This window comes from Paludibacillus litoralis (assembly GCF_037646705.1).
Lineage (GTDB): Bacteria > Pseudomonadota > Alphaproteobacteria > Rhodobacterales > Rhodobacteraceae > Pikeienuella > Pikeienuella litoralis.
This window is the reverse complement of record NZ_JBBHER010000007.1, coordinates 36,267-62,382: the sequence shown is the minus strand read 5'-3', so window position 1 is coordinate 62,382 and position 26,116 is coordinate 36,267. Positions and strand designations below refer to the sequence as shown.

The 26,116-nt window shown below is 67.5% G+C and carries 23 protein-coding genes and 1 tRNA gene; 9 read left to right on the top strand and 15 right to left on the bottom strand.

The annotated features are described in order from the left end of the window. Window positions 1-13 precede the first annotated feature (13 nt). Genes WG921_RS13130 through WG921_RS13115 form a run of 4 tightly spaced genes read right to left on the bottom strand, consistent with a single transcriptional unit; the run spans window position 14 to window position 5,168 of the window. Window positions 14-1,675, bottom strand: a complete 1,662-nt coding sequence (locus WG921_RS13130) for an ABC transporter ATP-binding protein (protein ID WP_340109696.1) — start codon at window positions 1,673-1,675, stop codon at window positions 14-16. Beyond that, entirely contained in the window at window positions 1,672-2,553 is an 882-nt protein-coding gene (locus tag WG921_RS13125) for an ABC transporter permease (RefSeq protein ID WP_340109695.1), read from the bottom strand. Before WG921_RS13125 ends, WG921_RS13130 begins: the two co-directional genes overlap by 4 nt. Beyond that, entirely contained in the window at window positions 2,550-3,524 is a 975-nt protein-coding gene (locus WG921_RS13120; RefSeq protein ID WP_340109694.1) for an ABC transporter permease, read from the bottom strand. Before WG921_RS13120 ends, WG921_RS13125 begins: the two co-directional genes overlap by 4 nt. Before the next feature lie 45 nt (window positions 3,525-3,569). Continuing rightward, window positions 3,570-5,168 carry an ABC transporter substrate-binding protein gene (locus WG921_RS13115; protein WP_340109693.1) on the bottom strand — a complete coding sequence of 533 codons (1,599 nt, stop codon included), beginning with the start codon at window positions 5,166-5,168 and terminating at the stop codon, window positions 3,570-3,572. Window positions 5,169-5,351: 183 nt separating this feature from the next. Between WG921_RS13115 and WG921_RS13110 the strand changes: the two genes are divergently transcribed. Beyond that, the gene (locus WG921_RS13110) at window positions 5,352-6,080 is read left to right on the top strand and encodes an SDR family oxidoreductase (protein WP_340109692.1); all 729 of its coding nucleotides are present in this window, start codon (window positions 5,352-5,354) and stop codon (window positions 6,078-6,080) included. A 15-nt stretch (window positions 6,081-6,095) separates the two neighbouring features. Next, window positions 6,096-6,956 carry a VOC family protein gene (locus WG921_RS13105; RefSeq protein WP_340109691.1) on the top strand — a complete coding sequence of 287 codons (861 nt, stop codon included), beginning with the start codon at window positions 6,096-6,098 and terminating at the stop codon, window positions 6,954-6,956. Window positions 6,957-7,053: 97 nt separating this feature from the next. Here the strand turns inward: WG921_RS13105 and WG921_RS13100 are convergent. From WG921_RS13100 to WG921_RS13075, 6 genes are all read right to left on the bottom strand, one after another. After that, window positions 7,054-7,128, bottom strand: a tRNA-Glu gene (locus WG921_RS13100). A 63-nt stretch (window positions 7,129-7,191) separates the two neighbouring features. After that, a complete protein-coding gene (gene recJ / locus WG921_RS13095) occupies window positions 7,192-8,970 on the bottom strand; it encodes a single-stranded-DNA-specific exonuclease RecJ (RefSeq protein ID WP_413788595.1) in 1,779 nt (592 codons plus the stop codon). Beyond that, window positions 8,958-9,206 carry a hypothetical protein gene (locus tag WG921_RS13090; protein WP_340109689.1) on the bottom strand — a complete coding sequence of 83 codons (249 nt, stop codon included), beginning with the start codon at window positions 9,204-9,206 and terminating at the stop codon, window positions 8,958-8,960. Before WG921_RS13090 ends, recJ begins: the two co-directional genes overlap by 13 nt. Continuing rightward, complete coding sequence (gene glpX / locus WG921_RS13085) at window positions 9,206-10,174, bottom strand: class II fructose-bisphosphatase (RefSeq protein WP_340109688.1); 969 nt, start codon at window positions 10,172-10,174, stop codon at window positions 9,206-9,208. Before glpX ends, WG921_RS13090 begins: the two co-directional genes overlap by 1 nt. A gap of 117 nt (window positions 10,175-10,291) precedes the next feature. Further along, window positions 10,292-11,584 carry a homoserine dehydrogenase gene (locus WG921_RS13080; RefSeq protein WP_340109687.1) on the bottom strand — a complete coding sequence of 431 codons (1,293 nt, stop codon included), beginning with the start codon at window positions 11,582-11,584 and terminating at the stop codon, window positions 10,292-10,294. Between the two features lie 108 nt (window positions 11,585-11,692). Further along, window positions 11,693-11,941, bottom strand: coding sequence for a hypothetical protein (locus WG921_RS13075; RefSeq protein ID WP_340109686.1), 249 nt, complete (start codon window positions 11,939-11,941; stop codon window positions 11,693-11,695). 151 nt (window positions 11,942-12,092) lie between these two features. Between WG921_RS13075 and WG921_RS13070 the strand changes: the two genes are divergently transcribed. The 3 genes from WG921_RS13070 to WG921_RS13060 all read left to right on the top strand — a co-directional run bounded on the left by WG921_RS13070 (window position 12,093) and on the right by WG921_RS13060 (window position 15,864). Next, window positions 12,093-13,904 (top strand): PHA/PHB synthase family protein, encoded by a 1,812-nt coding sequence (locus WG921_RS13070; RefSeq protein WP_340109685.1) that lies wholly within the window; start codon window positions 12,093-12,095, stop codon window positions 13,902-13,904. Window positions 13,905-14,134: 230 nt separating this feature from the next. Continuing rightward, window positions 14,135-14,803: an FAD-binding oxidoreductase gene (locus WG921_RS13065; RefSeq protein ID WP_340109684.1), complete on the top strand. Its 669-nt coding sequence runs from the start codon at window positions 14,135-14,137 to the stop codon at window positions 14,801-14,803. Between the two features lie 143 nt (window positions 14,804-14,946). Further along, window positions 14,947-15,864 carry a hypothetical protein gene (locus WG921_RS13060; RefSeq protein ID WP_340109683.1) on the top strand — a complete coding sequence of 306 codons (918 nt, stop codon included), beginning with the start codon at window positions 14,947-14,949 and terminating at the stop codon, window positions 15,862-15,864. A gap of 541 nt (window positions 15,865-16,405) precedes the next feature. On the opposite strand, the gene WG921_RS13055 is transcribed toward WG921_RS13060, so the two are convergent. From WG921_RS13055 to WG921_RS13040, 4 genes are all read right to left on the bottom strand, one after another. Beyond that, complete coding sequence (locus WG921_RS13055; protein ID WP_340109682.1) at window positions 16,406-17,056, bottom strand: anti-sigma factor; 651 nt, start codon at window positions 17,054-17,056, stop codon at window positions 16,406-16,408. 58 nt (window positions 17,057-17,114) lie between these two features. Further along, the gene (locus tag WG921_RS13050) at window positions 17,115-17,666 is read right to left on the bottom strand and encodes a sigma-70 family RNA polymerase sigma factor (protein WP_340109681.1); all 552 of its coding nucleotides are present in this window, start codon (window positions 17,664-17,666) and stop codon (window positions 17,115-17,117) included. 105 nt (window positions 17,667-17,771) lie between these two features. Continuing rightward, window positions 17,772-19,646 carry a dihydroxy-acid dehydratase gene (ilvD, locus tag WG921_RS13045; RefSeq protein ID WP_340109680.1) on the bottom strand — a complete coding sequence of 625 codons (1,875 nt, stop codon included), beginning with the start codon at window positions 19,644-19,646 and terminating at the stop codon, window positions 17,772-17,774. A 201-nt stretch (window positions 19,647-19,847) separates the two neighbouring features. After that, window positions 19,848-21,194, bottom strand: coding sequence for a ferredoxin reductase family protein (locus tag WG921_RS13040; RefSeq protein ID WP_340109679.1), 1,347 nt, complete (start codon window positions 21,192-21,194; stop codon window positions 19,848-19,850). Between the two features lie 318 nt (window positions 21,195-21,512). On the opposite strand from WG921_RS13040, the gene dgcN reads away from it, so the two are divergent. Genes dgcN through WG921_RS13025 form a run of 3 tightly spaced genes read left to right on the top strand, consistent with a single transcriptional unit; the run spans window position 21,513 to window position 24,333 of the window. After that, window positions 21,513-22,508, top strand: coding sequence for an N-acetyltransferase DgcN (gene dgcN / locus WG921_RS13035; protein ID WP_340109944.1), 996 nt, complete (start codon window positions 21,513-21,515; stop codon window positions 22,506-22,508). Then, complete coding sequence (gene dgcA / locus WG921_RS13030) at window positions 22,505-23,479, top strand: N-acetyl-D-Glu racemase DgcA (protein WP_340109678.1); 975 nt, start codon at window positions 22,505-22,507, stop codon at window positions 23,477-23,479. The genes dgcN and dgcA overlap by 4 nt, the downstream gene beginning before the upstream one ends. A gap of 2 nt (window positions 23,480-23,481) precedes the next feature. Further along, on the top strand, window positions 23,482-24,333 hold the full coding sequence (locus WG921_RS13025) for a D-amino-acid transaminase (RefSeq protein WP_340109677.1): 852 nt from the start codon (window positions 23,482-23,484) through the stop codon (window positions 24,331-24,333). Between the two features lie 21 nt (window positions 24,334-24,354). Here the strand turns inward: WG921_RS13025 and WG921_RS13020 are convergent, their stop codons facing one another. After that, window positions 24,355-24,810 (bottom strand): methylated-DNA--[protein]-cysteine S-methyltransferase, encoded by a 456-nt coding sequence (locus WG921_RS13020; RefSeq protein WP_340109676.1) that lies wholly within the window; start codon window positions 24,808-24,810, stop codon window positions 24,355-24,357. A 191-nt stretch (window positions 24,811-25,001) separates the two neighbouring features. On the opposite strand from WG921_RS13020, the gene WG921_RS13015 reads away from it, so the two are divergent. Then, a complete protein-coding gene (locus WG921_RS13015; protein WP_340109675.1) occupies window positions 25,002-25,991 on the top strand; it encodes an extracellular catalytic domain type 1 short-chain-length polyhydroxyalkanoate depolymerase in 990 nt (329 codons plus the stop codon). The last annotated feature ends 125 nt before the right edge of the window (window positions 25,992-26,116 follow it).

Here is a 26,116-nt window from a genome sequence, read left to right as displayed (position 1 = left end):
GTCCCCGGACAGGTCATGCCGCGTCGCCCGGCAGCGTGGGCGGCGTCCAGTCGCGGCCGGGAATCGAGCGGAGCAGGTTGCGCGTGTAGGGGTGCTGCGGATCGGCGAAGAGTTCGGCGGTGACGCCGATCTCGACGATCCGCCCCTTCTCCATCACCGCCACCCGGTCGCAGATCTGCGCGGCCACCCGCAGATCATGGGTGACGAACAGGAGCGACAGGTCGAGCCGCACCCGGAGATCCGTCAGCAGCTTGAGCACCTGAGCCTGCACCGACACGTCGAGCGCGGAGACCGGCTCGTCCGCCACGATCACCTTCGGCTCCATCGCCAGCGCGCGGGCGATGCCGATGCGCTGGCGCTGGCCGCCGGAGAACTCATGCGGGTAGCGCTCGGCGGCGGCGGGGGAGAGCTCGACCAGCGCCAGCAGCTCGCGCGCTTTCTCCCGCGCCAGCGCCGGCTTCATCCCATGCGTGATCGGACCCTGAGCGATCAGGTCCACCACCCGCTTCCGCGGATTGAACGACGCCATCGCATCCTGGAACACCATCTGGATTTCGGAGCGCATCGCGCGGAGCGTGCGCGCGTCGGCGTGGAGAATGTCGCGGCCGTCAAGTTCGGCCTTGCCGCTATCGGCCTTCAGAAGCCGGGTCACGCAGCGCGAAACCGTGGTCTTGCCCGAGCCGCTCTCGCCGACGACGCCCAACGTCTCGCCGCGCCGGAGATCGAAGGAGACGTCGTCGACCGCCCGCACCGCCTTGCGCTTGCCGCTCAGAAAGCCGCCGCTCGCCTTGAAGGTCTTGACCATGTTCTCGGCGCGCAGCACCACCGGCGCGCCCGAGAAATCGCGCGGCGGCGGCGGGCGCAGCCCGGGCACCGCGGCGATCAGGGCGCGGGTGTATTCATGGCGCGGGCGGTTCAGGATCTCCTCCGCCGGGCCATGCTCCACCAGCTCTCCGCGCCGCAGCACCGCGACACGGTCGGCGATTTCCGCCACCACGCCAAAATCATGAGTGATGAAGAGGATGCCGGAGCCCGCGTCCTTCTGAAGCTCGCGGATGAGACGGAGGATCTGAAGCTGCGTGGTCACGTCGAGCGCCGTGGTCGGCTCATCCGCGATCACCAGCATGGGCGACATGGCGAGCGCCATCGCGATCATCACCCGCTGGCGCTGCCCGCCCGAGACCTGGTGCGGATAGGCGTTGAGGGCCGAGGCGGGGTCCGGGATCTGCACCCGCTCCAGCATCTCCAGCGCGCGCGCATGGCGGGCGCGGCGGTTCAGATCCGTGTGCAGGATCAGAACCTCGTCGATCTGCCAGCCCACGGTCTTTTGCGGGTTCAGCGCCGTCATCGGCTCCTGAAAGATCATCGCCATGCGGTCGCCGCGCAGCGCGCGCATCCCGGCTTCGTCAAGCTCGGAGAGGTCGCGCCCGTCGAAGCGGATCGTCCCGCCGGTCATCCGCACCTGCGGCTCCGGCAACAGCCGCATCACGGCGCCGGCGGCGAGGCTCTTGCCCGAGCCGCTCTCGCCCACGAGGCAGACGATCTCGCCCGGCCGCACGGTCAGGCTCAGTCCATCGAGCGCATAGGGCCTGTCCGCGCCCTTGGGCAGCGCCACGCGGAGATTCTCGATCTCGAGGATCGGCGTTTCGCTTTCGGATCCGGGCGTGTCGCTCATCCCTTCTTCTGCCTCGGGTTCAGAACCTCGTTCAAGCCCTCGCCCAGCAGAGAGAAGGAAAGCACCGTCAGCACGATGGCGACGCCGGGGATCGCCGCCACGAACCAGTCGCTGCGCAGCACCGCGCGGCCCTGCCCGATCATGTTGCCCCAGCTCGCATAGTTCGGATCGCCGAGGCCGAGGAACGCCAACGCGCTCTCCATCAGGATCGCCAGCGCCATGATCACCGACGCGTAGACCACGACGGGAGGCAGCGCGTTCGGCAGGATCTCGCGGAAGATGATCGCCGCGTCGCCGACGCCGAGATTGCGCACCGCCTCAACGAATTCGCGTTTGCGCAGCGACATGAACTCCGCGCGCGCCAGCCGCGCGGGCGCGGTCCATGAGACGATGCCGATGGCGAGCACGATATTTTCGATCGACGAGCCGAGGATCGCCACCAGCGCCAGCAGCAGAACGAAGCTGGGGATGGTCTGGAACGCCTCGGTCACCCGCATCAGCACATCGTCGATCCATCCGCCGAAATAGCCGGAGATCGCGCCGATGACGACGCCGATGGTGATCGAGATCAACGTCGCCACCAGTCCGATCAGAAGCGAAATGCGCGCGCCGTAGAGGATGCCGGCGAGGATGTCGCGGCCAAGCTGGTCGGTGCCGAGCGGCGTCGCCCGGTCGATGAACGGCCAGGTGAGGGGAACGCCCGCCCGGCGGAGCGGGTCCACCGGCTCATAGACCCCCGCGAGCAACGCCATCAGGATCACGCCCAGGAGCAGGACCAGTCCCAGCACCGCCGCGCGGTTGCGGCGATAGCGCCGCCAGAAGACCAGAAGACGGGAGGGCTCGGCCGGCGGCAGGGCGTCAGGTTCGGCGAGGCTCATGACAGTTCGATCCTCGAATCGAGCCGGGCGTAAAGCAGATCCGTCAGGAAGTTGACGAGAATCACAATGACCGAGCTCAGGAAAACGATGCCCATCAGCGTGTTCATGTCGCGCTGAATCACGGATTGATACGCGAGCTGGCCGAGGCCGGGCAGCGTGAAGATGGTCTCGACCACCACCGACCCGCCGAGCAGCGTGGAGAACTGAAGCCCGAGCAGAGTCACGACCGGCAGGAGCGCGTTGCGCATGATGTGGTGGATCATCAGCCGCCCTTCCCCGGCCCCCTTGGCGCGGGCGGTGCGGACATAGTCGAGCTCCGCGACCTCCAGCACGCTCGCGCGCATCAGGCGCAGATAGAACGCGAGATAGATCAGCGACAGCGCCGCCGTCGGCATGACGAAGTGCAGCGCGACATCCACGTAATAGTCCCAGCCGGTGTAAAAGGCGGCGATGCTCTTGACCCCGCCCACCGGCAGCCAGCCCAGCTTGACCGAGAACAGCACGATCATCATCAGCGCGAGAAAGAAGCTCGGCGTGGCGTAGAACACCAGCCCGAGCGTGGAGATCACGTTGTCGGTCGCGGAATAGGCCCGCCGCGCGGCGATGGCGCCCAGCGCGACGCCGATGGTGAACGCCAGAAAGAGCGAGGCGCACATCAACGTCAGCGTGACCCAGAGCCGGTCGAGCAGCACCGTCGCCACCGGCTGCTCATAGACGAAGGACCAGCCGAAATCGAAGCTCGCCATCTTGATCAGGTAGCGCCAGAGCTGCACCCAGACCGGCTGGTCGAGCCCGTATTCCGCGCGAAGCTTGGCGATGAATTGCGCATCGGCGCCGCCCATGTCGCCGACCAGCGCGTCCACCGTGTCCCCGGGCGCGAGCTTGAGCAGCAGGAAGGCGCCGACCATGATCAACAGGATCACCGGTATCGCCTGCGCTGCGCGGCGAAGCGCGTATTTCAACATCGGCATCTTCGTTCTCCCGCGATGGGGCGGCGCGGCGGCCGCCCCATCAGGTCACTCGTCCGCGAGCCAGAGATCGTACCAGCTCGAAGACACCCAGCGCGGAGTGTTGTGATGATTGCGCAGCCTTTTCGACGTCGCCGAGATGAACGGATGTTCGATGGCGAAGATGACCGGCAGCTCCTCCATCGCCATGACCTGAATGTCATGATACATCTGCGCGCGCACCTCGGGATCGAGCTCCTGAGCGGCGGCGTCGATCATCCCGTCCATCTTGTCGGACTGCCAGCCGAACTGGTTGGACCAAGGCGTGCCCACGGGCGCGCCGGAGCGGATCCAGACCGTCGTCGACACGGCGGGGTCCGAGCGGAACTGATGCCAGCCGTTCGCGGTGTCGAAGTCGTGGTCCCGGTAGACGCCGCTGAGGAAGCCCGGCGCGTCGTTGGTCAGGATCTCCACCTCGATGCCGATCTCCTTCATCGCCTGAGCGAAATACTCGGCCCAGAGCTGGGTGTACTCCCCCCAGGGCGCCGGCCGATGCCGCAGCCGCAGCCGCACGCCGTTCTCGTCCTCGGGGTAACCCGCTTCATCGAGCAGCGCCTTCGCCTTCTCGACGTCATAGGGATAGGTCGGCACCTCGTCGGTGTAGTTCGCGCCGGCGGTCGAGGGGATCGGGCCGCGGCCGGGCTTGGCGAAGCCGCGCATGATCGTCTGGATGGCGTAATCGATGTCGAGCCCGTGATAGATCGCCTGACGCACCTTCAGATTGGCCAGCGCCGGATTGCGGTGATTGAACTCGACGGTGGAGTGGGCGACGTTGTTCTCGTAGCCCTTGGTGCCCACATCGAAGCGCGGATCTTCCCTGAGACGCTCGACATCGGACATGGAAATGCCGTTGAAGCTCGATTCCAGCACCTCGCCGGCTTCGAGCGCGGAGGCCGCGGCCGACTTGTCCTTGATGAATCGCATCACGATCCGGTCAAGATAGGGGTACTGCTCCCCACGCCAGTACTCCTCGTTGCGCTCCATCATCACATACTGGCCGCGCTTGTACTCGACGAACTTGAACGGCCCGGTGCCGACCGGCGCGGTGTTGTATTCGTTCTTGAGGATATCCGTGCCTTCATAGAGATGCTTGGGCATCGGATGGCCGAGATCCGGCATGGCGGCGAGCATCAGGTCCAGCGGCATCGGCTTCGAATACCTGAACACCGCCGTATGCGGATCGGGGCAATCCACCGCTTCGAGGTTCTGCTGAAGCGTGGAGGAGTAGTTCAGCAACTCCTTCCACATGTTCATCGCGGTGTAGGACACATCCTCGCAGGTGAAATCCACGCCGTCATGCCATTTCACGCCCTCACGCAGCTTGAACGTGATCTCCAGCCCATCGTCGGAGGAGGACCAGTCCGTCGCCAGAACCGGCACGTAGCCGTCATAGCTCTTGTCGATCAGCGGCTCCACGATCTTGCCGGATATGTTGTAGACGCCGGTGGAGGCGCGCAGCGCCGGATTCAGGATGCGCTGCTCGGAACTCATCTGCGTAACCACGGTCCCGCCACGCTTCGGCGTTTCCTGTCCGGACGCGCCGGCGGCGATCAAAATGGCGGTCGCGCCGACGGCTACGGGCCCGGCAAGCCTGAACGGCGTCATCATAGTTTTCTCCTGTCGCGCATAAGAAACCTCCCCGCTTCAGTTGCGGAGTTGACTATGCGCTTGACTATCGCGACCAAGTGGACGGCTTGTCAATCGCCGCATTCCAGTGGCAGCATGGCGCCCCCGTTCGGACATGCTTCCAAAAGTCCGATTTTGACGAAATCCTCTGTGGATGGGAAATCGATGCGACACGACATCACCGGATGGACGATCTGGATCACCGGCGCGGGCTCGGGGATCGGCGCGGCGATGGCGCGCGCCTTCGCGGACGCCGGTTGCGTGGTCGCGCTCACCGCGCGCTCGCCCGACCCTCTGCACGCGCTTGCCGCGGAGATCGCGGCGGCCGGCGGAACCGCCCTCGTCCATGCCGCCGACGTGCGCGACCGCGACGGCCTCGCGCGCATCGCGCGCAAGATCGCCGATGAAACCGGGCGGCTCGATCTGCTCTGCAACAACGCCGGGCTGAATATTCCGAAACGCCGCTGGGCGGAGATCGACTGGGAAAGCTGGGATGCGGTGATCGACGTGAACGTCAAGGGCGCGCTCAACGCCATCGCCGCGGCCCTGCCGATCATGCGGGCGCAAGGCGGCGGCGTCGTCATCAACACGTCGTCCTGGGCGGGCCGGTTCCATTCGGCGGCGGGCGGCGTGCCCTACGGCGCCTCAAAACACGCGCTGACCGACATCAGCGCCAGCCTGAACTCGGAGGAGGGCGCGAACGGCGTTCGCTCCACCGCGCTTTGCCCGGCCGAGGTCGCGACGCCGCTCATGGCGCGCCGCCCGGGCTACGACCCGGCCGCGGCGGCGACGATGATCCAACCCGAGGATCTCGCCGACGCGGCTCTCTTCGTCGCCCGGATGAACCCCAATGTCGCCATTCACGAAATCACCGTCGCGCCCGTCCGCAGATAATCAGGAGCCTTCCCCATGACCCATCCCGTGAAGGGCGTCGACCATGTCTTCGTTCTGGTCGACGATCTCGACCAGAGCCGCGACGCCTACGCCCGCCTCGGTTTCAATCTGTCGCCGCGCGGCGTCCATAGCGCCAGCAAGGGCGCCGCGAACCACACCATCATGTTTCCAGACGACTATTTCGAGATTCTGGGCCTGATCGCGGAGACCCCGGGCAATCTCGGCCGCCGCGAAACGCTGGCGCGCGAGGGGCAGGGCCTCCACGCCGTCGCCTGCCGAATCGACGACGCCGACGCGGCGAAGGCGGCGCTGGACGCGCTCGGGATCGCGACGGAGACGCCGACCGGCTTCTCCCGCCCGGTGCCGCTTCCCGGCGGCGGCGAGGCGATGGCGTCGTTCCGCACGTTCCAGTTCAAGCCGGAGGAGGTTCCGCTCGGCATCTGCTTCATGTGCCAGCATCTGACGCGCGAGAACGTATGGATCCCCGAATTGCTGGAGCATCCCAACAGCGCCGAAGGCCTCGCCGCGGTCGTGGCCGGGACGGAGGATCCGGATGCGGCCGCGCGCGGTTTCTCACGGCTTTTCGCGGCGGGGAAGGCCTCCGCCATCGAGGGCGGCGCGCGAGTGGAGACGGGCCGGCGCTCCGCCCCGATGGAGTTCCTGACGCGCGAGGAGTTGGCGGCGCGCTATCCCGATTTCGACGTGAGCGCGACCCCGCGGAACGCCTATGCGGCGCTGCGCATCCGCGTCTCGGACATGGCCAGGGCGCGCGCCGCGCTGGAGAAGGGCGGCGTCGCGCCGGTCGAGACTTCGGCGGGGCTCGCCGTCGGACCGGAGGCGGCCAGCGGGGCGATCATTGAATTCGTCTCCGCCTGACCCGATGCGCGCCCGGAACCGGACGCGCCGGGCGCGCGCCCTCGCCAGGCTCTTGCACTCTCTCGAAGTGGCGGGGGGCGTTTCCGGCGCCGGGAAGTGGCGCTCCCTACGGGAGTCGAACCCGTCTTTCCAGATTGAAAATCTGGCGTCCTAACCGATAGACGAAGGGAGCCTCTGAAGCCCCGCGGGTCATAATGCGGCGCGCGGGGGGTTTCAAGCCGTTTTCGGCATCGGCCTAATCGGCCGGCGCCGCGTCCTCCACGGTCAGCTTGGCTTTTCGCCGCCCGCCCCAATCGTCGATCTCGAGCCGCCCGGCGATGTGGACCGGAGCGCCGCCGGTCGCTTCGAGGAACGGGCCGAGCGGCCCTTCGAACGCGCGAAAGGCGATGGCGTCGAGCCGGCCGCCGGCCGGATCCGCCAGAGTGAGGCGCAAATGGCTTTCCCCGGCTCTCTTGGCGAAGGCGACGCGAATCGCCGGGAGGGCGAAACGCGGCGCGCGCGCGGCCTGGCCGAACGGGCCGGCGGCTTCGAGCAGCGCGATGAGGTCCGGCGTCGCGGCGGCGGCGGAGAGCGCGCCGTCGATCCGAAGCGTCCGCGCCGCCGGGCGGGCGCCGACCGAGCGCGCGAGTTTGTCGGCCAGCCTCGCCATCGCCGCGTCGATCTCGTTCGCGGCGACGGTGAGCCCCGCCGCCATCCGGTGGCCGCCGCCCTTGAGCAGCAGGCCCTCGCGCGCCAGCGCGCCGACCGCCGCGCCGAGATCCACCCCTTCGACCGACCGCGCGGAGCCCTTGCCTTCCGCGCCGTCGATCCCGATCACCACGGCGGGCCGATCGAATCGTTCCTTGAGGCGCGCCGCGACGATCCCGACGACGCCCGGGTGCCAGCCCGGCGCCGCGGCCCAGACCAGGGGCCCGTCCACTCCCCGGCTCTCCACCTGGAGGATCGCGGCGGCCAGCACGTCGGCCTCGATGCTCCGCCGCTCGGCGTTCAGCCGGTCAAGCTCATGCGCGATTCCCTCGGCCTCCTCGCCCGACAGGGTCGAGAGCAGCCGCGCGCCGAGATCGGCCTTGCCGATTCGGCCGCCGGCGTTGACCCGCGGGCCGAGCATGTAGCCGAGATGAAAGGCGCTCGGCGGCGCGGTGAGCTTCGCGATATCGGCGAGCGCGCGAAGACCCGGCCGGCGCCGGCCCGCCATCACCTTCAGCCCCTGCCGGACGAAAGCGCGGTTGACGCCGATGAGCGGCGCGACATCCGCCACCGTCGCCAGCGCCACGAGATCGAGCGCGGCGATGAGGTCGGGCGGCGCCACGCTCTTTTCGCGCAGGAGCCGGTTCGCCGCGACCAGGAGAAGAAAGACCACGCCGGCGGCGCAAAGATGGCCCATCCCGCTCTCGTCGTCGTGGCGATTGGGGTTGACCACGGCGGCGCATGACGGAAGCGTCTCTCCGGCCAGATGGTGATCGGCGATGATCACCTCCGCGCCGGCGGCGGTCGCGGCGGCGACGGGGGCGTGACTGAGCGTGCCGCAATCGACGCAGACGATCAGGTCATGCTCCCGCGCCAGCGCCGCCATCGCCTCCACGTTGGGGCCGTACCCTTCGTCGATCCGGTCGGGGATATAGACCGTCGCGGCGCGCCCGAGCGCGCGAAGCCAATCGACCAGCAGCGCCGAAGAGGCGCCGCCGTCGACATCGTAATCGCCGAAGATCGCGATTCTCTCGCGCGAAGACACGGCCGCGACCAGCCGCGCGGCGGCGACGTCCATATCGCGGAGCGTGGAGGGGTCCGGCAGCAGCGCCTTCAGGGTCGGGTTGAGATAATCGGCCGCGTCTTCGGGGGCGACGCCGCGAAGGGCCAGAACGCGGCCGACGATCTCCGGCGCCTCCAGCCGCTGGGCGATGGCGGCGCCGATCCGCTCCGCCGGCTCCCCCGGCCCGGTCCAGCGCCGCCCGAGAAGCGAGTTTTCGACATTCAGGAACGCGGGTGGGGGCGGGGCGTCGGTCAAGGCTGCGATCGCCGTCTTCGGGGCCGCAGCGCCCGCGCCAGGAGCCACACGCCGACACACCAGGCGCCGCCGGCGACCGCCAGCCAGAGGATCATCACGCCTGCGCCCTCGTCAGGCCCGGACAGGAGCGCGCGGCCGACGAAGACGACGCCGCCCGTCAGAATCGCGAGCCAGATCAGGAGAAAGACGATGAACGCCGGGCGCCTCGGCGCCGGCGCCGCGTCAGGGCCGGCGCCGCGCGGCATCAGTCCTGCTTCGTGCGGTAATGCAGCCAGCGCACCGAGCCGGTGCGCGAGCGCATCAGGATCGTGTCGGTCTCGATATAGCCGCCGCGCCGCTTCAGGCCGGGCAGGATCGAGCCGTCGGTGACGCCGGTCGCCGCGAAGATCACATCGGCGGTGACCAGGTCGTCGCGGCTGTATTTCCGGTCGAGATCGGTGATCCCGGCGGCCGCCGCGCGGCCTCTCTCGTCATCGTCGCGAAACAGGAGCCGCCCCTGAAACTGCCCGCCCATGCATTTCAGCGCCGCCGCCGCCAGCACGCCCTCCGGGGCGCCGCCGGCGCCCATGTACATGTCGATCCCGGTCTTGTCCGGCTCGGCGCAATGGATGACGCCGGCGACGTCGCCATCCGTGATCAGCCGGATCTGCGCGCCGGCGGCGCGGAGCTCCTCCACCATTTCTTCATGGCGGGGGCGCTCCAGCACGCAGACCTTGATGTCTTCGGGCGCGCATCCCTTGGCTTTGGCCAGCGCGCCGACCCGCTCCGTCACCGACATGTCGAGATCGAGGAGCCCCGCCGGATAGCCGGGGCCGATCGCCAGCTTGTCCATGTAGACGTCGGGGGCGTGGAGCATGGTCCCGCGCGGGCCCATGGCGATCACCGTGAGGGCGTTCGGCATGTCCTTCGCGGTCAGCGTCGTGCCCTCGAGCGGGTCGAGCGCGATATCGACCTCCGGCCCGTCGCCGGCGCCGACCTTCTCGCCGATATAGAGCATCGGCGCCTTGTCCCGCTCGCCTTCGCCGATGACGACGACGCCGCGGATGTTCAGAAGGTTGAGCTGCTCGCGCATGGCGTTGACGGCGGCCTGGTCGGCGGCCTTCTCGTCGCCGCGGCCGACGAGGCGGGCGGACGCGATGGCCGCGGCCTCCGAAACCCGCGCGAGGCCGAGGGAAAGCATCCTGTCAGCGAATTCGGTGGTGTTCTGGGTCATGCGTGTCGCCTTTCGCCGCGTGTCGTCGGTTTCATACGCGCTTGAACGCCGATGCGCAAAGCGCCGGGCGGCGGGATCTGCGCGAATCCGCGTTCCATGGAGTTTCGCTCCGTCTTCTCAGACCTGTTCGATCCGGATCGCGACCGGCGGGCCGGTCTCGACATTGCTCGCCGCGATGGTGGCGAGGGCGGCGTCGAGCTTTTCGCGCCGCGTCTCGTGCGTGGTGATCAGCACCGTCGCCTCGTCGCCCTGAGAGTCGCCCGCGGTCTGGCGCATCTGATGGATGGAGACGCCTTCGGCGCCGAGCGCGGCGGCGACCGTGGCGAGAACGCCGGGCTCGTCGCGAAGCGCGAGGCGGAGATAATAGGCCGCGGGGGCGCGCCCGATCGCGCGCGGGGCGGCGCGGAGCGTCGCCGCGGGAACGCCGAACGCAGGCGTGCGCGCGCCGCGGGCGATGTCGATCAGGTCGGCGACGATCGCGGAGGCGGTCGGCCCGGCGCCCGCCCCCGGCCCCTCCTGAACGATGCGGCCGACCGCGTCGCCCTCCAGAACCACCATGTTGGTCACGCCGTCGAGCTTGCCGATCGGGCTGGCGGCGGGCGTGAGGCAGGGTTGCATCCGTTGCTCCAGCCCGTCCTCGTGCAGCCGCGCGACGCCGAGCAGCTTGATGCGGTAGCCCATTTCCGCGGCGTGCTCGATATCGGCGAGGCTGATCTGGTCGATGCCTTCGGTCTTCACATTGGCGAAATCCACCCGCGTTCCGAAGGCGAGCGCGGCGAGCAGCGCGAGCTTGTGCGCCGCGTCGACGCCGCCGACGTCGAAGGCGGGGTCGGCTTCCGCATAGCCGAGCCGCTGCGCGGCGGCCAGCGCATCGGCGTAGGGCGCGCCTTCGGCCTCCATCCGGGTCAGGATGTAATTGCAGGTCCCGTTGAGCACGCCCATCACCCGGGCGATCCGGTTTCCGGCCAAGCCTTCGCCGAGCGCCTTCACGCAGGGGATGCCGCCCGCCACGGCGCCCTCGAACCTGAGCGCGGCGCCGCGCGCCTCGGCCATCTCGGCGAGCGCCTGCCCGTGATGCGCGAGCATCGCCTTGTTCGCGGTGACGACATGCCTGCCGGCGCCCAGCGCGGCCTCGACCGCCGCTTTCGCCGGGCCGTCCTCGCCGCCGATGGCTTCGACGACGATGTCGATGTCGTCGCGCCGCGCGAGGGCGACGGGATCATCCTCCCAGTCGATGGCGGAGAGATCGGCGCCCCGGTCCCGGCCCCGGTTCCGCGCCGAGACCGCGACGACCGAGAGCGGCCGCCCCGCCCGCGCCGCGATCAGCGCCGCATTGTCGGAGAGAAGTTTCAGAACGCCGCCCCCGACGGTGCCGAGCCCGATGATTCCGATGCGTAAAGGGTCAGCCATGCCGGGCCTCGCTCAAGATTGCGTCGTCGGCGCCTCTCTTGCGGCAAAATCCGGCCGGGAGCAACGCGCGAGGCGGTCGCGGCGGCCTCGGCCGCCGGGGAGCGAGGGTCATTCCACCGGGCCTTCGAGCGCGCGCCGGCGGCGCGCCGACGCCTCCGCCGCGGCGGCGAGCTCGGCGCGCACAGCCTCGCCCTGCGCCGGATCGGGCGCGGATTTCGTGTACACCCCGGCCGGCGGCGTGGGGGGAATGTCGGCGAGGCGCGGCCAGTCCGCCCCATCCGCGCCGGATACGGGCGCCGCTTTGTCGAACACCTCCGGGCCCTGCCCCATGCACGCGGCGAGAAGGCCGCCCGCCATGAGCGCGAATCCTAGGCGAGCGCCTCGGAAACGAATAAGTAAATGCGCCATTGAAGCCGCCCCGTGTTATGGTTGGCGTGAGATTAACCGGACCGGGCGCGGGCCGCCAGCGCCAGGCGCGGCGCAGGGCGTTGAAACGCGGGAGAAGAGCATGACCATGAAGGCGGGCGAGCCGATGACAGAGTTTCCCGGGGCGGAGGAGAGCGCCGAATTCGCGGCCAACATGGCGACGGTGATGCAGCGCACGCAGGAGATCCTGGCGCAGATGGCCGACGCCGGCGTGAAGGACGCGCAGGAATATCAGGCCGACCCGATCAATATCGGGCCGCTCTTCGCCGGGCTGACTCAGGAGATGTTGAGCAACCCTCTCGCGCTGGCGGAAAAGTCGCTTGAGCTCTGGACCGCGCAGGCCGAACTCTGGCGGCGCTCGATGACCGGCTGGATCGGCGCGGAGGAGGCCGAACCGCTGGTGCGCCCGGAGCGTGGAGACAAACGCTTCGCCGACAAGGAATGGTCCGAGAACCAGTTCTTCGACTACATGAAGCAGACCTATCTCCTCACCTCGCGCTGGGCGCAGGACGTGGCCCACACCACCGGCGACATGCCGGAGCGCGACCGCAGGAAGCTCGATTTCGTGATGCGCAACATCATGGAGGCGATGAGCCCCTCGAATTTCGCGGTGACGAACCCGGCGGTTCTTCGGGCCACGGTGGAGGAGAAAGGCGCCAATCTCGTTCGCGGCGTCGAGGCGCTGGCGAAGGACGTCGCGCGGGGGAAGGGCAAGCTGCTGATCTCGCAGACGGACATGGAGGCGTTCAAGGTCGGCGAGAATCTGGCGCTGACCGAGGGCGCGGTGATCTGGCAGAACGAGGTTCTGCAGCTGATCCAGTACGCGCCGAAGACCGAGAAGGTCTGGGCGCGCCCGCTGCTCTTCGTGCCGCCCTGGATCAACAAGTACTACGTCCTCGATCTCAACCCCGAGAAATCGATGATGCGGTGGCTCGTGGAGCAGGGCCATCGAGTCTTCATGATCTCCTGGGTGAACCCCGACGCCGCCCAGAAGGACGAGACCTGGGACAGCTACATGACCGCGATCATGAAGGCGATCGACAAGGTGCTGGAGGAGACCGGCGAGAAGAAGGTCAACGTCGCCTCCTACTGCATCGGCGCGACGATGACCGGCACCATGCTCGCGTATATGGCGAAGAAGAAGGACCGGCGCGTCGCCTCGGCGACCATGTTCACCGGCCAGCTGGAGTTCTCCTCCGCCGGAGAGTTGCAGGTGCTGGCGGACGAGAAGACGCTTCAACTCCTCGACGAGCAGATGGAAGAGGGCTTCCTGCCGGCGGATGTGATGGCCAACGCCTTCAACATGCTCCGGTCGTCGGATCTGGTCTGGGGCTATGTGGTGCAGAACTACATGCTCGGGAAGGCCCCGTTTCCGTTCGATCTGCTCTACTGGAACGCCGACAGCACCTCGATGCCGGCCAAGGTGCACCGGTTCTATCTGCAGCGGTTCTATAATGACAACGCGCTGGCGAAGGGCGAGCTGGAGGTGCGCGGGGAGCGGATCAATCTCGGGGACGTCGCCATCCCGGTCTATCACCTGGCGAGCCGGGAGGATCACATCGCCCCGGTCGCCTCGGTCTATCGCGGGGCGAAATTGCTGAAGAAGGCGGCGAACCGCTTCGTCGTCGCCGGATCGGGGCATATCGCCGGGGTGGTGAACCCGCCCGCGCTCGGCAAATACCAGCATTGGGTGCGGGAAGGGGTGGAGGCCGCCGACGCCGAGGAATGGCTGGCGGGGGCCGAGGAGGTCCCGGGGTCGTGGTGGCCGGATTGGGACCGCTGGCTGGCCCAGCGCTCCGGCAAGAAGATCGACGCGCGGGAGCCCGGCGCGAGGCTCGGCGTGATCGAGCCGGCGCCGGGATCCTATGTGAAGGTCCGGTTCGATCAGAGATGAGGCGGGGGTTATCGCGTGCGATAAGGGTGTTATCTTATTGATATAAAAGAATAAGCCAAATGTTCGTTCGTGCGATAGGCGCCGCCGGGGGGTGATTCCGGGCGTTTCCCGGCCTCTCGGCGCCGCCGAGCCGGCGGGCGCCGGGCGCCCGGTTGCGGCGTCACGCCGCGCCCGTTCAGGGAACTCCGGGCCTTCGCCGCGCATCGGATGGCGAAGAAAAGGAGCTTCCCATGACATATCGACTGAAGCTGAAACGGATCGAGCGCGCCACGCATGACACGCACCACCTGATCTTCGACCGGCCCGAGGGATTCGCCTATGCGCCCGGGCAGGGAGTGGAGCTGTTTCTGGTGAGGGCGGCGGGCTGGGAGAAGGAGGGCCGGCCGTTCACGCCGGTGAGCCTCCCGGATGAGCCGGATCTGGAGTTCGTGATCAAGGCCTATACGGATCATGACGGGATGACCGCGCAGGTCGGCAAGATGGCGGCGGGCGACGAGATGGAGATGGACGGGCCCTTCGGCGCGCTCTCGGACCAGGGGCCGGGGGTGTTCATCGCCGGCGGCGCCGGGGTGACGCCGATGATCGCGATCCTGCGCCAGCGGCTTCGCGAGCGGGGGACGCTCAAAGGCTCGACGCTGATCTTCGCCAACAAGACCGAGGCCGACATCATCTGGCGCGACCGGTTCGAGGCGATGACGGGCCTCAAGACGGTGTTCGTGGTCGATGAGGCGGGCGCAAGCGTCCCGCAGCAAAGGCTCGACCGGGAGTTTCTGGCCAAATTCGTGGACGCGGACAGCCGCTGCTACCTCTGCGGCCCGCCGCCGATGATGACCGCGGTCCGCAAGGCGCTGAACGAGCTGGGGGTGAAGGGCGAGAAGCTGATTGAGGAGGAGGCGTAAGGGCGAAAAGTAATTCTATACTCATTCTTGCCTCTGAGGCGAGGTTAGATGCAGCGGTTGTCTTTTTGGATAATATATCTCCTTAGCATGCGCAATTGACGTAAGTTACCGAGTCAGCATAGCTAACCTAGGGGGGGCGGCACATGCCTGACTCAATTTTGCTTGACGATGACCTGGAATCGACGGTTGGATTATATTTTCAGATACGACCTTCAGAGTTAATCGATATCGAAGTCGCAGCGGCGGCTGTGATCGAATGGTCGAGAGGCATGAAGGCGGCTGCGGCAGTTATCGATCCGTTATTTGAATATCGTATCACTCTGATTGCAGCAGAGCCTGGTTCATCGAGATGGATTGCGAAAATTGATCGGTCATTTCGAAAAATCGAGACATCCAAGATCAATCAGACTGCGGAACGCATCAAAGATGGTTGGCAGGCGGTTCCTTTGTTATTTCGTATGGCGATCGGTTTGGTGATCGTTATCCCTATTACTGCAGTGCCGACAATCAATTATTGGTTTGATAGCGAGGAATTTAGTAAAGCCCAGTTTGAACAGATCAAAGCGGCTGTGAAAGAAGCGACGATAGACCCTGTGGTGCAGTCTCACAGAAAAGCCGTCTTCAAACGTGTGCAACAAGATCGGAAGATAACGGGCCTAGGGGCCGGTGCACCCGACAAAAAAGACTGGAAGCCACGGCGGACAATCCCAGCCGAGCAGTTCGCGGAATTTGACGGGCTGTTCGACGTTCAAGAAAAGGTAGCAGCTGAACGTGTTATCACGCAGGAATTGGATGTGATACTTGTATCTCCTCAGCTCGAAAATGCGGAGCGGGTCTGGATATTCAGGCAGGAAGGTATTTCTGGGAGGATTCGGGCGGTGATGAAGGATAAATCGTTTCTTGCTGCGTTGGAGCAGAGCGCGATCCGGGAAACGCTGCGAGCCAACATCCCCATGCGTATCAGGTTAAGAATCAGGCAGCGACTGGACGGTGGGGAATGGAAAGTTACCCGTGGCGGTCGGTCTGTCGTCGAGGTGATTTCGCCTTCGGTTGGCGCTTAGCCGCCGGCTTGCCACCATAAACCCACGCCGCTACGGCCATAGCAAAGAGGGCGAGGCACCCTATGATAAAGGTGGTGACTGGAGACAGGCGCCAGAATGCTAGATACGCAATGATCGTCGTCAATGTGATGGCAAGGCCGGAAAGCCACTTGCGGCGCGAATCCTTCATCTGGCCGTTGGTAGGGAGCATCTGCTGATCAGTCATGTAAAATTAGCCTGACGGCACCATAGCATGAATCCGCAGTTCAGCCTAATCATCAGTTATTTCAAGCGCTTGAATCAAAACAGAGAATCCTAGATACTTGACTTGTGAAGAAATTAGCCTCTGTAAGCAAGAGAGGCGAGCGAATCTGCCTAGTTTATTGCCAAATATGAGGCGAGTTTGGGGATCTCGACGCTTTCTAGACGACGTTCAGGGCAATGATCGAAGCGTTGAAAGGAACTCTGGAAGTATGTCCTCCGCATGATGGTGACGATAGCGTTTGGCTGTCAGGCGCGCGCGACCCGGCCCTGATTATCGACGCCGAATAAAAACGCTTTCTCACTCCACCTTCACCACACGGCCCTGATAAACCAGCGTCGTCGGCTCGCCGGTCGGGGAGCCGCCCTTGGGTTCGAGGCTGACGGCGAAGATCTGGTCGGGGGCGGGGGTGAGGCCGGTTCGGACGACGGCCTCCCGCGGCAGGAGGCCGAGCGAGACCGGTTTGGCGGCGCCGGCGGGCACGGTCCAGATTTCGTAGGATTTGCTGTCGGGGGGCGTGGCGGTGGGGATCACGGTCGCGGCGCCGGTCTCGGCGTCGAACTGGATGATCAGGCCGGTGCGCCCGGTCTCGTCGGCGACGACCGCGACATAGCGGGCGGCGGGGGGCGGCGCCTTGGCGGGCGCGGCGATGTAGAGCGCCAGCGCGGCGGCGGCGGCGAGCGCGGCGCCGGTCGCCAGCTTCCAGCGCCGGACCTGCCGGCGAAGGCGGAGGATCTGCGGCGGGGGGGCGGCGCCCTCCCGGTCCGACGCGTCGAGCGCGGCTTCGATCCGGGCGAAAAGATCGGGCGGCGGCGGCGCGGCGGGGGCGATGAGAAGCGGGGCGAGCCGTCGCTCCCACGCTTCGCGAAGGCGGGCCTCCTCCGCGGTCTCGGCCGAGGGCGGCTCCAGCGAGAGCGCGCGTTCGGCGGCCTGAAACTCCGTCTCGTCCATCGGATGTCCCGTTCGCACCCCTTGCTTGCGCGGGCCGCCGGTCCAGGCGCCCGCTCTTCTAGACGCCCGCCCCGTCGTCGAGGCAGGTCTTCAGCGCGGCGAGCCCCCGGCGCAGCCACGTCTTGACCGTGTTCACCGGCGCGCCGAACCGCGCCGCCAGCTCATCGCGCGTGAAGCCCTCCACATAGGCCAGCACCAGCATCCGGCGCGGGGTCTCCTCCAGCCGCGCGAGGCATTGGGAGAGCGCCATCGCCTCCGCGCCGCCATCCGCGCGCGCCTTCGGGTCCGCGAGCGCGGCGAAGGCGTCGTCCGCGCCGCCCCAGCCGGGGGCGCGCCCCCGCCGGCGGACGATGTCGATGGCGCGGTTGCGCGCGATCACCGCCATCCAGGCGCCGGCGCGGCCGCGCGCGGGGTCGAACTCGGCGGCCTTGCGCCAGATGTCGATGAACGCGTCCTGCGCCGCATCCTCCGCCAGAGCCCTGTCATGGCATATGCGAAGGCAGAGGCCGAAAAGTTTCGCAGCCGTCCGATCATAGAGCGCGCGGAACGCGCCGCGGTCGCCGCGCGCGGCGGCGGCGATCAGATCCTCAACGCTTTCGGTCAGCTCCATCGGCGCGGATTTTGCCGCAAACCGGGGTGAAGCGATAGGGGAAACTCCGGCGCGGGCCGGGGGCGCGCGGCGGGCGGGGGAGAGGCCCCCGCCCGCCCGCCGGGATCATTCGGCGGCGAGGCGGGCCTTCGACATCGAGCCCTCCACGTCGCGCGCCGCGCCTTCGGAGGCGGAGGTGGCGAAGGCGGCGAAGACCTTGAGCGCCTGGGTGACTTTCCGCGCGCGCTTCTCGGTCGGCGCCCATGCGGCCGCGCCCTTCGCGTCCATCGCCGCGCGCCGCGCCGCGAGGACGCCGGGCTCGACATTGAGGTGGAGCTTGCGGTTGGCGATCGAGATCACCACCTCGTCGCCCTCCTCGATCAGGCCGATCGCGCCGCCGAGCGCCGCCTCGGGCGAGATATGGCCGATGGAGAGCCCGGAGGAGCCGCCGGAGAAGCGCCCGTCGGTGATGAGGGCGCAGGATTCGCCGAGCCCGACCGCCTTCAGATAGGAGGTGGGGTAGAGCATCTCCTGCATCCCCGGCCCGCCGCGCGGCCCCTCGTAGCGGATCACCACCACGTCGCCGGGTTTGATCTTCGAGCCGAGAATCGCCTTCACGGCGCTGTCCTGGCTCTCGAAGATGCGGGCGCGGCCGGTGAATTCGAGGCATTTCTCCGGCACGCCGGCGGTCTTCACGATGCAGCCGTCCTCGGCGATGTTGCCGAAGAGGACCGCGAGCCCGCCATCCTGCGAATAGGCGTGCTCGCCGGAGCGGATGCAGCCGTTCTTCTGGTCGCGGTCGAGATCCTTCCAGAGATTGGAGGTGCTGAACGCCTCGATGGTGCGGACGCCGCCGGGCCCGGCGCGGTAGAATTCCTCAACCTCGGGGGAGGGGTTCCGCATGATGTCCCATTTGTCGAGCGCCTCGCCGAGGGTCTTCGTGTGGACGGTCGGCCGGTCGCGGTGGATGAGGCCGAGTCGGTCCAGCTCGCCGAGGAGGCGCATGATGCCGCCGGCGCGGTGCACGTCCTCCATGTGGAAGAGCGAGGTCGAGGGCGCGAGCTTGGAGAGATGCGGGACGCGCCGCGAGAGCCGGTCGATATCGGCCATGGTGAAGGGCACGTCGCCCTCGCGCGCCATGGCGAGGAGGTGGAGCACCGTGTTGGTGGAGCCGCCCATGGCGATGTCGAGGGTCATCGCGTTCTCGAAGCTCTCGAAATTGGCGATGCCGCGCGGGGTCGCGGTCTCGTCGTCCTCCTCGTAATAGCGTTTGGCGAGGGCGACGATGGTGCGCGCGGCTTCGAGGAAAAGCTCGCGGCGGGCGCTGTGCGTCGCCAGCAGCGAGCCGTTGCCGGGCAGGCCGAGGCCGAGGGCTTCGGCGAGGCAGTTCATCGAGTTGGCGGTGAACATGCCGGAGCAGGAGCCGCAGGTCGGGCAGGCGGAGACCTCGGTCTTGAGGCTGTCATTGTCGGAGATGTCGGGGTTGACGCCGTTCATCATCGCGTCGACCAGATCGACCTTGCGCTCGGTCCCGTCGAGCACGACCTTGCCGGCCTCCATCGGCCCGCCGGAGACGAAGACGGCGGGGATGTTGAGCCGCATCGCCGCCATCAGCATGCCGGGGGTGATCTTGTCGCAGTTGGAGATGCAGATCACGGCGTCGGCGCAATGCGCGTTGCACATGTACTCGACCGAATCGGCGATGATCTCCCGCGAGGGGAGCGAATAGAGCATCCCGTCATGGCCCATGGCGATGCCGTCGTCGACCGCGATGGTGTTGAACTCCTTGGCGACGCCGCCGGCGCGCTCGATCTCCCTGGCGACCAGCTGGCCCATGTCCTTCAGGTGGACATGGCCGGGCACGAACTGGGTGAAGGAGTTGGCGATGGCGATGATCGGCTTGCCGAAATCCCCTTCCCCCATGCCGGTGGCGCGCCAGAGGGCGCGGGCGCCCGCCATGTTGCGGCCATGGGTCGTGGTGCGGGATCTGTATTGGGGCATCTGGCTTCCTCCGTCAGCGCGGCTCTGTTCTCGTTCGGAGGGTTATATGCCCGCGGGGGAGGCATGGAAAGGCGTGGCGGAGGCCGGCGCGGCGCATCCCTTCGGGAACGCCGGTCGCGATCAGGCCGACGCCGCGCCTGCTGACGGCGCCCGGACGGGCGGCGCGGCGGGCGCGCGCCCGCCGCGGACCGGGTTTCGCGTTCAGCGCAGCTCGAACAGTTCGTGGTGAAACCGTTCATCGACCGGGAAGCCCTGGGCGGCGAAATCCGCCCGCAGCGCGGCGCCGAACTTGCTCGGGCCGCAAAACCAGAGGCTCGCCTCGCGCCAGCCCGCGACCTCGTCGCGGATGCGTTGTCCGGTCAGCCGGCCGTCGCGGGCGTCGATCAGCAGATGCAGCCGAATCTTGGCCGCGCGGGCGTCCCCGGCGAGGCGTTCCAGCGCCGCCTCGTCCACTTCGCGCGTCGTGTGGAAGAGATCGATTTCGGGCCGCACCCCGTCGGGGGCTTCGGTCGCCATCTCCTTCATCCGGGCGAGGAAGGGGGTGATGCCGATGCCGGCGCCGATCCAGATCTGGCGCGGCAGGCCGTCATCGAAGGTGAAGCGGCCATAGGGGCCTTCCACCGTCACCCTCTGGCCGAGCTTGAGGCGGTCGGCGAGGCCGGTGGTGTGGTCGCCGAGCTCCTTCGCGACGAAGGCGGCGGTCCGCTCGTCCGGGGACCAGGCCGAGGCGATGGTGTAGGGATGCGCGCCTTCGACCGGATTCGACGTCACGAAGGCGAATTGCCCCGCCTGGTGCCCTCGCCAGCCCGCGCCGAGCCGGATCACCGTCTCGAGGGAGCGCACGCCGGGATATGTGCGCATCTCGACGATCTCGCCAGCGACGCGGCGCCCGGCGCCGATCCGCCCGAATATCGACGCCAGAGCGGCGTAGCCGCCGGCCAGCATGAGCAGCGCCAGCGCGGCGCCGAGCGGGGTCGCCCACATCGCGAAGTCTATCAGGATGACGGAATGGAACACGAGGACAAGGTAGACAAGCGGCATCAGCCGGTGGCTGTAACGGAAAATCCTGTAAGGTATCAACTTGATCAACGCGATGAGCAGCAGGATGACGACGCCGTAGAAAGCCCATTCGCCCAGCCCCTCCGCCGTGTGACGAAAGCCGGCGAAGAAGTTCTGAATCGGGTCGACGATCTCCGGGCGCGGCCCCCGCTCCGGGCGCGTCAGCAGCCCCAGCTCGATGGCCCATTTCGGCGCTTCGGCCCAAAGCCAGTGGAACACCGCCAGCCCGAGCGCCCCGACGCCGAGCCACTTGTGAAGCCGGTACATCTTGTCGAGCCCGTTCACCCGCGCCTCCAGCCAGAGCGGGCGCAACGAGAGGATCATCGCCACGCTCATCGCGGCGATGGCGAGCGCCCCGCTGAACTGCATCATCGGGCCGCGCAGGGTGAAGACGGAGGTCGCGCTGAAGATCTCGGGATTCAGCGCCAGCCAAAGGGCCGCCGCCACGGCCCAGAACCCCCAGAACAAGCGGATGTTGATCCTGGTCATTCGTCAGCCTCGCGCAAATTTCAGCCGCCTCTCCTTACGGGGTCGCGGGCGCGGGCGCGACCCGTCGGCGCGACGATCTTCTGACGCACGATGTCGCGGACGCGCCCCGCGGGCCCCATCGGGAGAGTTACGAAGACAGCCCCCTTTTCCGTCGCACATGAGAGGCGCGCCCCGCACGGATTCTGGATGCGCGGACTGTGATCGCGGACGCTGGCGCCGCGCCGCTCGGCGCAAACCGCGCTCCTGGCCCGTGCTCTCCGCTTGACACACCCGCCCCGGATCGTCGCAATGACGCATCTTTTCCGGGGAGGCCGCTCGATGCTCAAACAACCCTATCTTCTGTTTCTGGGCGATGCGCCCGACGCGCTGGCGGCGAAGGTCGCGCAGGGGGTGAAGGACTGGCGGCCCGAGGCCTCGGTCGGGCAATTGCGGCTCAAGGGCTGCAACGCCGACATGAAGCTGGCGGATACGACCGTGGCGGAGGCGGCGGCGGCGGGGGCGAAGACGCTGGTGATCGGGGTCGCGAATCGGGGCGGGCTGATCTCCGACGCCTGGATCGAGGTTCTGGTCGAAGCGATGGAGGCGGGGATGGACGTGGCCGCCGGGCTTCACACCCTGCTCCGGGATCAGCCGGCGCTGGTCGAGGCGGCGGCGCGCACCGGGCGGACGCTCCATGACGTGCGCCTGCCGGTGACGAAATACCCGATCGGCGAGGGGCGGCGGCGGAGCGGCAAACGCGTTCTCATGGTCGGCACCGATTGCTCCTGCGGCAAGATGTATACGGCGCTGGCGATGGAGAAGGAGATGCTGGCGCGCGGCATGAAGGCGACCTTCCGCGCCACCGGCCAGACCGGCATCCTGATCACCGGCGGCGGCGTCCCGCTCGACGCGGTGGTGGCGGATTTCATGGCCGGCGCGGTGGAGACGCTGACCCCGCCGAACGACGACGACCATTACGACCTGATCGAGGGGCAGGGGAGCCTTTTCCACCCGTCCTATTCCGGCGTCACCATGGCGCTGATCCATGGCGGCGCGCCGGATTATCTCGTGCTCTGCCATGAGCCGACCCGGACCCATATGCGCGGCCTGCCGCATTACGTCTCGCCGGGGCTGGCGGCGCTCCGGCCGCTGGCGGAGACGCTGGCGCGGGTGGCGAACCCCGATTGCGTCTCGATCGGCTGCTCGATCAACACCGCCGCGCTGCCGGAGGCGGAGGCGGACGCCTATCTCCGCCAGGTGGAGCGGGAGATGGGCCTGCCGGCGGTGGACCCGTTCCGGCATGGCGCGGGCGCGCTGGTCGAGGCGCTGTCGTGAGGGGGGTGGTCCGGCGCGAGCTTTTCCCCATCGCCGGCGTCTTCACCATCTCGCGCGGCAGCCGGACGGTGGCGGAGGTGGTCTCGGTCGAGCTGATCGACGGCCCGCATCGGGGCATGGGCGAATGCGTGCCCTATGCGCGCTACGGCGAGACGCAGGAGGGCGTGATCGAGGCGATCGAGGGCTGGCTCGCGGCGGGCGGCGGCGACCGGGCGGCGCTGCAGGCGGAGATGAAGCCGGGCGCGGCGCGAAACGCGCTCGACTGCGCGCTCTGGGATCTGGAGGCGAAGCGGGCGGGAAAACGGGTCTGGGAGCTGGCCGGGCTGGCGGCGCCGGGACCGGAGATCACCGCCTACACGCTTTCGCTCGCGGCGCCCGACGAGATGGGCGCGAAGGCGGCCGAGCATGCGCATCGCCCGCTCCTGAAGATCAAGCTCGGCGGCGGCGACGAGGATATCGCCCGGCTTCGCGCGGTGCGGGCCGGGGCGCCGGGGGCGCGGATCATCGTCGACGCCAACGAGGGCTGGACGGTGGAGCTTTACTCGGCGATCGCGCCGCTTTTGCTTGAGCTGGGCGTCGCCATGGTCGAGCAGCCGCTCCCCGCAGGCGAAGACGAGGCGCTTCGCGGGCTCCTGCGGCCGCTGCCGGTCTGCGCCGATGAAAGCTGCCATGACCGGGCGTCGCTGCCCGGGCTGGTCGGCAAATACGACATGATCAACATCAAGCTCGACAAGACCGGCGGCCTGACCGAGGCGCTGGCGCTCCGCGACGCGGCGCGCGCGGCCGGGCTTAAGGTGATGGTCGGGTGCATGATCGGCTCGTCGCTGGCGATGGCGCCGGCCGTGCTGGCGGCGCAGGGCGCCGATTTCACCGATCTCGATGGCCCGCTCCTGCTGGCGCGGGACCGGCGGCCGGGACTGACATTCGATGAGCGCGGCGCGCATCCGCCCGCGCCGGAGCTATGGGGATGAAGATGAGCCGCACGGTCTATGTGAATGGAGACTACGTTCCCGAAGAGGAGGCGAAGATCTCGGTGTTCGATCGCGGCTTCCTGATGGCGGACGCGGTCTATGAGGTGACCGCCGTGCTGGACGGCAAGCTGATCGATTTTCCGGGCCACGCCGCGCGGCTCCATCGCTCGCTCACCGAGCTGAAGCTGAAGCCGGCCTGCACGGATGAGGAGCTGCTGGCGATCCACCGGAGCCTGATCGAGAAGAACGCCCTCGCCAACGGCCTGGTCTATCTTCAGATCACCCGCGGCGCCGCCGACCGCTCCTTCGTCTGGCCGAAAGACGCGGAGCCGGGGATCGTGCTGTTCACGCAGGCGTCGGACCCGGTGAACGCGCCGGAGGCGAAGACCGGGATCAAGGTGATCACGGTCGAGGATCAGCGCTGGGCGCGCCGCGACATCAAGACGGTCCAGCTTCTCTTCCCGTCTTTCGCCAAGATGGAGGCGAAGGCGGCCGGCAAGGACGACGCCTGGCTGGTGACCGACGGGTTGGTGAACGAGGGCAGCTCGAACAACGCCTATATCGTGAAGGACGGCGTGATCGTCACCCGCGGCCTTTCGCAGGACATCCTGCACGGGATCACCCGCGCCGCCGTGCTCCGCTTCGCGCGGGAGGCGCAGATGAAGATCGAGGAGCGGGCGTTCTCGGTCGAGGAGGCGAAGGCGGCGGACGAGGCGTTCTACACCTCGGCCACCGGGTTCGTGACGCCGGTGGTGGAGATCGACGGCGCCCCGATCGGCGGCGGCGCGCCGGGGCCGATCGCGGCGCGGCTGCGGGAGGTCTATATCGACGAGAGCCGGAAGACCGCGATCTGAGGGGGCGCGGGCCGGGCGCGCTCAGATCAGCAGCGAATAGGCGCCTTCATGGCGCAGAAGCGCCACCTTGGTCTCGACGCCGCCCGGCGCCGAGAACCCGCCGAGCTTGCCGGTTCCGGTCACCCGGTGGCAGGGAATGATGACCGGAATCGGGTTGGCGCCGCAGCATTGGCCGATGGCCTGCGCCGGCGCGCCGACCCGGGCGGCGATCTCGCCATAGGTGAGGGTCTCGCCGAAGGGAATCCTGCGCATCGCCGCCATCACCGCCTGCTGGAGCGGGCCGCCGGCGGGCGCGAGGGGGAGATCGAACGCACGAAGCCGCCCGTCCGCATAAGCGCCGAGCTGCGCCGCGGCCTCGATCAGGAGCGGGTCCTCCGACGTCTCGACCGGGCCGCCCCAGCGCAGCCCGGTGATCGCGCCCCCCGCCGCGTCGATGGTGAAGCGGCCGAGGGCGGTTTCTGTGGAATGGCTGGGCATGGGCGGATCATGCGCCCGCGCCGCCGGCGGCTCAATCCTCTTTCGGCGCCGCGCGTGTGGGGTGCGGCGCGGGAAGGGACCATCGCAGAACCATGCGGGGGGGGGGCCGAATGTTCAGAAGGTCAGGTCAGCGGACGGACCTGCCGTTAGGTTAGGGTAAGTTTGTTTGTCGCCCATATGGATATGCTGCATTGCAGCATTATCTGCAGGGGGGGAGCGCCTTCGTCAAATACAAGCTTATCAACAACTGCGCTGAAAGCGCAATAAGGATTAGTATGTCAATTTTCTCGAATACCAGCAATCACCTGACGGACCTGGGCGACTTCGGATCGGATCCCGGGGCGCTGAGCGCGGACATTTATATTCCGGAGAATTTCAAGAAGAACGGTCCGCTTGTCGTCGTGCTGCATGGCAGCACCCAATCGGCGGAAAGCTATGATGTCGGATCAGGCTGGTCCACTCTCGCCGACGAATGCGGGATAGCGCTCCTGTTCCCGGGGCAAAGACTGACCAACAACCTCCTTGGCAGCTTCAACTGGTTCGAGACCAGCGACAGCCAACGCGGCGGGGGCGAGCCGCTCTCTATCCGACATATGATCAAACAGGTCGTTGATGATCATGCGGTAGACCCGTCGCGCATCTTCATTACGGGGCTGTCCTCGGGTGGCGCCATGACATCCGTGATGCTTGCGACCTATCCGGAAGTGTTCGCAGGAGGGGCGATCATCGCAGGGCTGCCCTACGGGAGCGCGAACAACATGATGGAGGCGATCGTTCGCATGAACGGCTTCGGAGGCCCGTCGGACGGACAACTCGACGAACTTGTCCGTGGAGCTTCGAAATCCACCGGCCCCTGGCCGACAATCTCGGTCTGGCATGGCGGGAGCGATACGACCGTCGACAGTTCCAACGCCGGTTCCATCGTCAGTCAGTGGCGGGAGATCCACAAGGTCGAGGAATCGCCGACACGTGTGGAGACGGTTGACAGCTTTCCCCGGAAGGTCTGGTGCGACGCGGACGGGCGGGAGGTAATCGAGGAATACATCATCGAAGGAATGGGCCACGGCACGCCGATCAGCGCCGCGGGAGACGAGGGCCTCGGAGAAGAAGGCGAGTATATGCTGGAAGTCGGCATTTCCTCGACCCGCCACATCGCGGATTTCTGGGGCCTTGCGCGGTGAGGAGGCTGTGGCGGGACGTGTTCCGCCGGCGTATCAGCCGCAACGGCGACCGTTTCGACAACATGGGCTCCAGGCCGCCATCGCGACGATGATCGCGCCTGCCGCGGCGGCGGCCATCGGCATAC

Excerpts from the sequence above, each read along its gene's own strand:
- WG921_RS13115 (WP_340109693.1), bottom strand. The coding sequence starts at position 5,168 with ATGATGACGCCGTTCAGGCTTGCCGGGCCCGTAGCCGTCGGCGCGACC.
- glpX (WP_340109688.1), bottom strand. The coding sequence starts at position 10,174 with ATGACCCAGAACACCACCGAATTCGCTGACAGGATGCTTTCCCTCGGC.
- WG921_RS13075 (WP_340109686.1), bottom strand. The coding sequence starts at position 11,941 with ATGGCGGGCGGCCTTCTCGCCGCGTGCATGGGGCAGGGCCCGGAGGTG.
- WG921_RS13025 (WP_340109677.1), top strand. The coding sequence starts at position 23,482 with ATGAGCCGCACGGTCTATGTGAATGGAGACTACGTTCCCGAAGAGGAG.
- WG921_RS13065 (WP_340109684.1), top strand. The coding sequence starts at position 14,135 with ATGACATATCGACTGAAGCTGAAACGGATCGAGCGCGCCACGCATGAC.
- WG921_RS13125 (WP_340109695.1), bottom strand. The coding sequence starts at position 2,553 with ATGAGCCTCGCCGAACCTGACGCCCTGCCGCCGGCCGAGCCCTCCCGT.
- WG921_RS13040 (WP_340109679.1), bottom strand. The coding sequence starts at position 21,194 with ATGACCAGGATCAACATCCGCTTGTTCTGGGGGTTCTGGGCCGTGGCG.
- WG921_RS13070 (WP_340109685.1), top strand. The coding sequence starts at position 12,093 with ATGACCATGAAGGCGGGCGAGCCGATGACAGAGTTTCCCGGGGCGGAG.
- WG921_RS13080 (WP_340109687.1), bottom strand. The coding sequence starts at position 11,584 with ATGGCTGACCCTTTACGCATCGGAATCATCGGGCTCGGCACCGTCGGG.
- WG921_RS13110 (WP_340109692.1), top strand. The coding sequence starts at position 5,352 with ATGCGACACGACATCACCGGATGGACGATCTGGATCACCGGCGCGGGC.
- WG921_RS13090 (WP_340109689.1), bottom strand. The coding sequence starts at position 9,206 with ATGCCGCGCGGCGCCGGCCCTGACGCGGCGCCGGCGCCGAGGCGCCCG.
- WG921_RS13105 (WP_340109691.1), top strand. The coding sequence starts at position 6,096 with ATGACCCATCCCGTGAAGGGCGTCGACCATGTCTTCGTTCTGGTCGAC.
- WG921_RS13120 (WP_340109694.1), bottom strand. The coding sequence starts at position 3,524 with ATGCCGATGTTGAAATACGCGCTTCGCCGCGCAGCGCAGGCGATACCG.
- WG921_RS13050 (WP_340109681.1), bottom strand. The coding sequence starts at position 17,666 with ATGGAGCTGACCGAAAGCGTTGAGGATCTGATCGCCGCCGCCGCGCGC.
- WG921_RS13130 (WP_340109696.1), bottom strand. The coding sequence starts at position 1,675 with ATGAGCGACACGCCCGGATCCGAAAGCGAAACGCCGATCCTCGAGATC.
- WG921_RS13055 (WP_340109682.1), bottom strand. The coding sequence starts at position 17,056 with ATGGACGAGACGGAGTTTCAGGCCGCCGAACGCGCGCTCTCGCTGGAG.
- WG921_RS13060 (WP_340109683.1), top strand. The coding sequence starts at position 14,947 with ATGCCTGACTCAATTTTGCTTGACGATGACCTGGAATCGACGGTTGGA.
- ilvD (WP_340109680.1), bottom strand. The coding sequence starts at position 19,646 with ATGCCCCAATACAGATCCCGCACCACGACCCATGGCCGCAACATGGCG.
- WG921_RS13020 (WP_340109676.1), bottom strand. The coding sequence starts at position 24,810 with ATGCCCAGCCATTCCACAGAAACCGCCCTCGGCCGCTTCACCATCGAC.
- dgcN (WP_340109944.1), top strand. The coding sequence starts at position 21,513 with ATGCTCAAACAACCCTATCTTCTGTTTCTGGGCGATGCGCCCGACGCG.